Raw genomic sequence first — 8,562 nt, 5'->3', positions numbered from 1 at the left:
CACAGGTCTTCAAGAACATGCATCCGGTTATGCTTACGCCTTACTGTCCTGTGTTGCACTTGATTTGACAATTGGGGAAGTTTAAGAAACTCTTTAGTTGCTTTAAAATCTTAAAGGGGTAAGGTTAGAAACACTTGTATCACCCAATAAGGGAGGGAACTTCAATGGCTAAGCATCATCGGGCCTACCAAAGCCCATTTGCGAAAATGTTAACTGACCAACGTTACCCGTTTGCGACGGCATTAGCCGCACAGGCCGGGTTGGATCCCAGTCAAGTCATGTTTGCCTATCTGAAAATTACGGCGAGCGTGGCGGACAGTCTGGGGAGTGAGGCCCGGTTGAAGGAAATCGACAGGCGCTTCCAGTCCTTCCTAACCGACGCTTCGCAATCCTAAGCGGGTGTTCCTTAGCCCGCCACCTGCGGTAGAGGGGTACTCCACCCCTGTGGGGACCGCCTGCAGCCTGAGGGGCGGTCTTCCGGCTCGTCTTTGAGCCTCAAAAATCGTGAGTCTCAAAGGCGTCCCGTTTCGTAAGCCGGGAAGGGACTCCGACTAACGAAACCGACACAGGGGTTCCGTACCCCTCTACCTCCGGTTCTGGGCGGCAATAGCCGCTAGGGCTTGCTGCTATGTTTTTCGTTGTGTGGTTAGTCTAGTGAGGCGGTTAGTTTATTTCGGTCGAATGGTTGCTGTTCAATGGAGATACTGTTGGCAAGAATTTACGCTTGTAGGTTTGTGGTTGGTAAGTAAAAATAGCTATTCCTTCATGCAATTATTTGTCATAAATGAGGGGACATGCTTGATATGGCGGTGGTTACTGGTCGAATTGCGACTTAGACTGCCGTTTTTGTTTGTGAAATAAATTGAAGCGCTTACATATATATGATTTAATGAAGGTGTTCGGAAAATAATTCGTCTTTAATTTAACGTCGTCCGGGAGACGGGGCTGGATTTGCTGGTTATTTTCGAAAAAATCAGATTAGAAGGAGTGTTTTGCGTATGACAAGAGTTGCGATTGTTACCGGTGGTGGCCAAGGTATTGGTGAAGGTATCGTTAAACAATTAGTTGCCGATGGCTTACAAGTTGCCGTGGCTGATTTGAACAAGGAACATGCTGAAGCCGTTGCTGCTGAAGTGGGCAATGGTGCCAAGGGCTACTTCGTTGACGTTTCCAAGAAGCAAGCCATGTTTGACCTGGTTAAGAACGTCGTTGCCGACATGGGCCACCTGGACGTGATGGTTAACAACGCTGGGATTGCCAAGATCGACCCCGTCATTGAAACCTCTGAAGAAGATTTGGACCAAATTTTAGATGTGAACATCAAGGGTGCTTTCTTTGGGATTCAAGCCGCTGCTGAACAATTCAAGGCTCAAGGAACTGGCGGGAAGATTATCAGTGCTTCCTCAATCGCCGGCCATGAAGGCTTTGAAATGTTGGGTGCTTACTCCGCAACGAAATTCGCTGTTCGTGGCTTGACACAAGCCGCTGCCAAGGAATTAGCTAAGGACCAAATCACGGTCAACGCTTACTGCCCAGGCATCGTGCTCACCCCAATGTGGGATGAAATCGACCAACGCATGGCAAAAATCTACAACGTTCCTGAAGGCGAAACCTTACAGAAGAACATTGATAGCATTGCCTTAGGCCGTGGCGAACAACCAGCCGATGTCGCTAACCTGGTTTCCTTCTTAGCCGACAAGAAGTCCGATTACATTACCGGCCAAGCCATTATTGTTGATGGTGGGATTAATTTCGCTTAAAATAGAATAACTGCATAAAGCTATCGGTCATCGCTAATTGCGGTGGCCGATTTTTGGTTTTGGCTTGGTCGTTGGGGGTTCGCTCCCGGCGGCAAGCCTTGCTCCCGTTGCTGTGGGGACCGACTGCGGCCTGAGGGGCGGTCCTTCGTCTCGCCTTGAAGCCGAAAAGCGCGTCTTCAAGGTCGTCCCATGGCCTAACCTGGGTGAAGTTTCCCAGCTAAGGTCATCGACACAGCTGCGTCCGCAAGGTTGCCTCTGGTCGCTGACAACGGCCAAGCCAAACCTGACTGGCTGTGTGTTGTCGCCAATGGGAGTTGGCAGGCGGGTTATGAAGCGGGCAATACAACTCACACCAGACCGGGTGAGTATGTGCAGTAGCGAGTTTTACAGCAACAAGTTTAGACAATTAATTAACCAAGGCAAAAACGCGTGCGGTACCCCACAGGTATCGGCGCGCGATAAAATTTCAATTGGATTTCTCGGTTGGAGCCGGAGGTAGACTGGTACGGAACCCCTGTGACAGTGGCGTTAGCTGAGGGCATTTTCTCAGCTTACACCACGGGACGTCTTTGAGACTCGTGATCTTCGAGGCTCAAAGGCGAGCCGGAAGACCGTTTCCCAGGCTGGAGGCGGTCCCCATAGGGGTGGAGCTACCAGACTACCGCAGGCGGAGACCGGGAAAACCAACCCCAACCAATTTTAAGGAGGCTGACACCTGTGTGTACCAGCATATTACAGATTGCGAAAGACGGCAGCCACATCCTAGCCCGCACCATGGATTGGCACGCCCTATACGTCCAACCCCTGTTCGTGCCCCGCAACTTCCAGTGGCAGGGCCTATACGACAACGAGGTTCACACCAACCGCTACGCCATGATTGGCGGCGGGGGCGCACATGACCATGAAATTGACGTGTCCGATGGCGTCAACGAAATGGGGCTGAGCGTACAAAAATTGACGTTTGCCAACGGGTCACACCTCGTGGAAACGCCAACGCCGGGCCAGGTTCATTTGGCCCCGTACGAATTTTCATTTTATTTATTGGGGCACTACGCCTCGGTCGCCGATATTGAAGCCCACATCGACGAGATTCAATTGATGACAAATCGTTTTGCCGTGAACGACATTGGCGACTCCGAATTACATTTTGCCGTGGTCGACCGCACCGGCCGGACCGTGGTCATCGAGCCCACGCATTTTCCCATGAAGGTGCGCGAGAATCCCTTGGGCGTCGTCACCAACAGTAAGGACTTCGAGCTTCAGCTGGAACGGTTGGGTCAGTACGTGAACTACACCGACGACTTTGACGCCGGCACCGTGCCGTTAAACGCGCCGCGCGTGACGACCGGTCGCTTCTCCGGTAAGCCCGTGCCGAGCGGGTCGTTCACACCGGGTGGCCGGTTCGTGCGCGCCGCTTACTACAAGGAACGCGCCGATCTGCCGGACAACGAGGACGAGGCCATTATCAGCGCCTGGCACCTGCTGGACAGCGTGACCGTGCCGCGCAGCTCCAAGTATCGGCCGACGTACTCGGTCTACCGCGCCGCCACCGTTTGCGAATCGTTGACATACTATTTCCAACCCTACAACCGCTTGGACACGGTCCAGTTGCGCTTGACGCCGGAAATGTTGACGTGGACCAAGCCCAAGTATTACAACGTGCCCAACCAGCTCAGCGTGACCGCGTTAAATTAGGAACCACAGAATGTTAGCCGCGACCATACCAATCAAAACGCTACGGTGGAGGCGGGGATGCAGCATGATGATCGCCAGAAATTCTCGCGCCCACGCTGCTGGCAAATAGCCCCACCGGGTGGGTGCCGGGTAACCGCCGCACCGAATGCCGAGCTGACTAGCCAGGTGTTCGGCCCTGAACAGGTGGTAGTTGTTGGTCACGATGACGACGCGGCCACCTTGCTGGGGCAGTTTCGTCCACAAACGCTGACTGTAAAGTAAGTTGGTCAACGTGCTGGTGGCCCGCGTTTCCTGGACAATTTGGTCGCTGGGCCAGTCGTGGGCTTCTAAATAGGCCGCCATCGCTGCGGCTTCCGAAATCGTTTCGTCTGGTCCCTGACCGCCGCTAACTAGGAGGGTCACGGGGCCTTTTTGGCGTCGGGCAAGGGCTAAGGCCGTGTCTAACCGACTGCCCAACACCCGACCAATTTCATGGCCGTGGCGCAGGCCCGCGCCGAGAATCAGAATCGTATCCGCGCGGCGGGCCCGCCACACGTTTGCCCGCAGACCGCCGACCAGACTGGCACCGTAAAGTACGCCCAGGTAGGCGCTGAAGGCGGGGATGAAGGTCACCCACGGCCACCAGCTTTCGCCGAAGTGGCCACTGGCCAACCGGAAGCCCCAACCCACGCCGAGAATCAGCCAGAGCCAAATGCCAGCCAGGAGGCCGTAAGTCAGCCGTTCCTTTTTGCGAACGACCAGGCGGGGCGCATTTAGAATCAGTAATAAACTGAAGAGACCGACCACGCCGATGATGGTGATCAGGCCCCAACCGAGGTGGGCGACCAGCTGCCAGCCGGGATGGTGCGAGAAGCTGGCGAAGAGAATAATCAGGCCGCCGCTGATGCAGGTCATCACCGCGGAACTGAGGCCGTGGGGTTGCCAGAAGGTTAGTAAGACGGCTAATAAAATTAAAATGACACTCACAGTAAGCAGCATCCGCGCGGCTCCTTTCGTAAAGGTTAAGTTTTTTTGAGACTTTCTGAATTTAGCAGTTCCTTAAACTTTTCTCGGTATAATTGAGTCCATTATAACGGAAACGAGGGGATTCTGGTGGCAAAACGACGGAGAAAAAAACGAAAATCAACGACTAATCCCGCCATGGCTACCTGGATCTTTGTCCTGATCCTGTTGGTGTTGGGCGGTGGCCTGTTAATGCGGGGCAAAATCAAGACAGTCATGCAGGCGACGCACGTTGAGCAGACCAGCTACAGCGCCGGCAATAATGACGAAACGGCGACGCAACAGAAATTCATCAAGAAGATTGCGGCCCCGGCCGTGCGCGTGTACCAGCAAAATGGCCAGGTCTTACCCAGCATCGTGATTGCCCAGGCCATTTTGGAATCGAGCTGGGGGACGTCCGCGCTGTTTGTTCAGGCCAACAACCCGTTTGGGGTGAAGGGCAGTTATCAGGGCAAGACCAAGTCGTTTCCCACGACCGAGTATGTTAATGGGAAAAAAATCAAGATTCACGCCAATTTCCGGGACTATCCTAGTTTGACCGCGGCGATTCTGGATCATGATGCGTTGTTGAAGGAGAGTTATTTCAAGCAGACCGTGACGGATTACCGGACGGCGGCGAAGTTGTTGCAGAGCAACGGGTACGCCACGGATCCGGATTATGCCAAGAAACTCGACAATGTCATCGCCACCTACAACCTAAACCAGTACGACACTTAACGGGCTGGTTTTGTTTGGTGGCAGCGCCTCCGGGCTGGTGAAAATGGGCCGTGACGCTGTGGGCGCACGTCTGGAGCCGAAAGGCGGTCTCCAGACTTACTTTGAGCCTCTGAGAAGCGAGTCTCAAAGATAGCAGTTGCCTAAGCGGGAAACCCGCTAAGGCAACTCCCACGGCTGAGCCCATTTTCACCAGCCCTGCGGCTGAGACTGGTTTAGCCCGTTAGGTGTGTGCTGGTTCTGTATGTGGTGGGCTGACTTGTCGGTTGTCTAGCGTAGCCGTTCCTGGCGATTGGTAGTTGGGGAGTGTCACAGCCGGGCACCTTGGCGCGCCTCTGGTCACTCCCACGACCGGCCCAGTTTTCCCAGCCCTGCGGCTGAGACTGGTTTAGCCCGTTAGGTGTGTGCTGGTTCTGTTGTGGTGGGTTGACTTGTCGGTTGTCTGGCGTTGCCGGTTCTGACGTGGGTTGGTAGTTATGTTAATGTTACAGCTGGTCACCCAAACATTCGGCGAGATATTCTCGAATCTAAGCTAATTGAATAAGAGATTGAAAAAATCCCCGCCACCAACGTCCAAGTAGGACTGTTGATGACGGGGATTCTTAGTACAGTCAAACAAATACAGTTTGGTCATGACCACGAAACTCACGTGGTTGTTGCCTAACGGAGCCGGAGGTAATCAAGGCCGAACCCTGTGTCGGTGGTGTTAGTCGTCGCTTTTGACGACTTACCGCACGGGACGAGCTTGGAAACTCGCGGTCTTGGCGAGGTTTCAAGTCGAGGCGGAAGACCGTTTCTCAGGCTGGAACCGGTCCCCACAGGGTGAAGGGCTTGAATTACCGCAGGCGCAGTGTCAGCGACTAACCGAATCGTTAGTTTTCGTTGTAGTAGCGCGCGAGGTCGTAGAGGGTTTTGGCCAACGTATCGATGGACTTGGTTGGCTTCTGGTTGGCGAATAAGACGACACCCTTCTTGTTGCCCTCGGAGCCGTAGTAAATCGTTTCGTAACCGGAACCGGTCAGGGCACCACGGACGCGCTTGATGCCGCCGCTGTAGTGGTAAAGTCCGCCGGCGTAGTTTAATTTGTAATCGTTGGCTAAGTCATAGTATTGGTTCTTGGTCAAAATTTTACCGTTACGCAGGCCCTTTTGGATCTTGTAGTAATCCGATGGGGTCGAGTAGTAGTTGCCGGCCCCCAGCAGCGAGGACATCAGCTTTTGTGACACGCCATTGGCGACACTGTTGCCATTGCTGTAGCTGTAACCGTTGGCCACGACGCTGTCCTTAGGCAGGCTGTCCCAGGCGTAGGTGTTTTGTAGGTTCAGCGGCTTGATGATCCGGCTTTGCACCAGGTTATCATAGCTTTGGCCGGTGACCTTGGACGCAATCGCTGCGAGCAGGGTGTAGTTGGCGTTGGTGTAATTGAACTTTTGACCACCGGTGCTCTTGAGCTGGCTGAGCGTGTAGTTCAGTTCGGCTGCCTGGGTGCTCAACACGCTGTCGGGCGTGCTTTCGTCCATGTCGATGCCGGAGCGGTGGTTCAGCAGTTGCCGGAGGGTAATGCTGCCGCTACCGGAAACGCTGGGGTAGTATTTGCTGAGTTTATCAGTTAAGGAAAGCTTGTTGCTGGCCGCCAATTGTTCAATGATGGCCCCCGTCATGACCTTTTGTAGCGAGGCGATGGGAAAGAGGGTCGTTGCGCTGTTGGCTGACTTGCTGGTGGCATCGGCATTGCCGACACTGACCAGGCTGGCACCGGTCGCGTAGTGGTTGAACAGCATCGCGCTTCCTTGGAAATGGGCGTTGTTTAGTAACGCGGCCGCATTTTGCGAACGACTGTACTTTTGCAGGGCGTTTTGATTGACCCAGCCAATCGTTTTGCCGTACCAAGCGAATTTCACGTAGGTCGTCCCATTCGAGAGCTTGGCCGTTTGCGTGACCTTGACGAAGCGGTGTTGCCAGTTCTTCCCGCTGGCATCGCGGGTCTTAGCCGAGCGCTGCGTGTAGTACGGCGCGTAATAATAAATGCCGTCGTTGCGGCTCGCCTGATTCGTGAACCGCGCGTTGTAGCTGACACTTTGTTTGCTAGTGATCTGCAGGTAGCTTTTGGCATCCGCTGAGGTGGCAGGTAACAAAGCCCCAACAATCAAAAGCGTCCCCAAGATTAACCATATTTTCTTCACAATCATCATCCATTTCCCCTTAGTTGTAAGTCCCATGGTACCGCTGGATGGTTGCGAAGAGGTAACAAGATTGTCACTTTTCAGTAACATTTTCAACGATTTATTTTATAAAAGGGTTAAGATACTTAACCAAGGCATTAAAAGAGTATGGGGTGAAGCAACTTAATGGGTCGCAACTTTTAGGGGAGTGTGGTAAACTTAGCCCCAATATAAAATTAGTTATGAGGAGCTGAACCCAGCATTGTTACATTTTCTTGGCCAACTCTATGGGCCATTCTTTGATTTACACAACTGGGAAACGGTGATCACGTCCGGCAACGACTGGCTGATCATCTTTTCACTGGTCTTAATTGAATGTCTATTGTCGGTGGATAACGCAGTCGTGTTAGCCGCCCAAACGCAGTCACTGCCCACCCGCGAACAACAGGAAAAGTCGTTGTTTTACGGTATCTGGGGCGCGTACCTCTTCCGGTTCATCATCATTGGGCTGGGAACGTACCTGATCAATTTCTGGGAAATCAAGGTCATCGGGGCGCTCTACCTGGTCTTTCTGGTGTTCCAATACTTCAGTAAAACCCGGGTTAAGCATACCCGCAAACTGGTCAAGGATAAGAAACGCCGCTTCCTGCCGTTATTTTGGTCGGTGGTCATGCAGATTGAAATGATGGATATCATTTTCTCCGTGGACTCCGTGCTGGCGTCCTTGGCCATTTCCAACAACCCAGTCATCGTCTTAATTGGGGGACTGATTGGGATCCTGGCCATGCGGGGTGTCGCCGAAGTGATCATGAAATTAATGCGGCGGATCCCCGAGCTGGAGCCAATGGCGTACATCCTAATTGGGATTATCGCCCTGAAGCTGTTTGTCTCGATTCCCGCCATCAACATTGAAATTCCGGCCACGTTGTTTGGGATTGTCGTGCTGGGGGCCATCGTCATCACGTTGCTGATTCACGTGATCCGCAAGCGGCGTCAACCACAAACTAAGACCGAAAAAGTTACAGAGAAGCCATCAAAATCAACTGAATCTTAATGCCAAGGCCGCGAGCAGAAAATGTTCGCGGCCTTTTTGTAGTGCCCAGCTAGAGAAATGGGTATACTGAAGATATGTTTAGTTCTTGTTCAATTGAAGGTTAGGTCCTTTAGGGGGATGGGATAGTTCTGTTTGTCGGTTGTGGATTCAGCCATTGGTGAAAACGGTGCTGGTT

The 8,562-nt window shown here is 53.0% G+C and carries 7 protein-coding genes; 5 read left to right on the top strand and 2 right to left on the bottom strand.

Translation table 11 applies throughout. The annotated features are described in order from the left end of the window. Positions 1-164: 164 nt before the first annotated feature. The 3 genes from JUF13_RS02395 to JUF13_RS02385 all read left to right on the top strand — a co-directional run bounded on the left by JUF13_RS02395 (position 165) and on the right by JUF13_RS02385 (position 3,455). Positions 165-395, top strand: coding sequence for a hypothetical protein (locus JUF13_RS02395; RefSeq protein WP_203637533.1), 231 nt, complete (start codon positions 165-167; stop codon positions 393-395). A gap of 603 nt (positions 396-998) precedes the next feature. Then, complete coding sequence (locus JUF13_RS02390) at positions 999-1,760, top strand: acetoin reductase (protein ID WP_125765910.1); 762 nt, start codon at positions 999-1,001, stop codon at positions 1,758-1,760. A 717-nt stretch (positions 1,761-2,477) separates the two neighbouring features. Further along, positions 2,478-3,455 (top strand): linear amide C-N hydrolase, encoded by a 978-nt coding sequence (locus JUF13_RS02385; protein ID WP_203637532.1) that lies wholly within the window; start codon positions 2,478-2,480, stop codon positions 3,453-3,455. On the opposite strand, the gene JUF13_RS02380 is transcribed toward JUF13_RS02385, so the two are convergent. Beyond that, positions 3,447-4,433 (bottom strand): YdcF family protein, encoded by a 987-nt coding sequence (locus JUF13_RS02380; RefSeq protein ID WP_203637531.1) that lies wholly within the window; start codon positions 4,431-4,433, stop codon positions 3,447-3,449. The genes JUF13_RS02385 and JUF13_RS02380 overlap by 9 nt on opposite strands. A 114-nt stretch (positions 4,434-4,547) precedes the next feature. On the opposite strand from JUF13_RS02380, the gene JUF13_RS02375 reads away from it, so the two are divergent. Then, positions 4,548-5,174 carry a glycoside hydrolase family 73 protein gene (locus tag JUF13_RS02375; RefSeq protein ID WP_203637530.1) on the top strand — a complete coding sequence of 209 codons (627 nt, stop codon included), beginning with the start codon at positions 4,548-4,550 and terminating at the stop codon, positions 5,172-5,174. 869 nt (positions 5,175-6,043) lie between these two features. Here JUF13_RS02375 and JUF13_RS02370 read toward each other — a convergent pair. After that, positions 6,044-7,363, bottom strand: a complete 1,320-nt coding sequence (locus tag JUF13_RS02370) for a serine hydrolase domain-containing protein (RefSeq protein ID WP_236002657.1) — start codon at positions 7,361-7,363, stop codon at positions 6,044-6,046. A gap of 232 nt (positions 7,364-7,595) precedes the next feature. Here JUF13_RS02370 and JUF13_RS02365 point away from each other — a divergent pair, with 232 nt between their 5' ends. After that, positions 7,596-8,387 (top strand): TerC family protein, encoded by a 792-nt coding sequence (locus tag JUF13_RS02365; RefSeq protein ID WP_203637529.1) that lies wholly within the window; start codon positions 7,596-7,598, stop codon positions 8,385-8,387. Positions 8,388-8,562: the final 175 nt, after the last annotated feature.

The organism is Levilactobacillus wangkuiensis (genome assembly GCF_016861605.1).
Taxonomy (GTDB): Bacteria; Bacillota; Bacilli; order Lactobacillales; family Lactobacillaceae; genus Levilactobacillus; species Levilactobacillus wangkuiensis.
The sequence above is the reverse complement of the archived record's forward strand: the minus strand, read 5'-3'. Positions and strand labels throughout refer to the sequence as shown.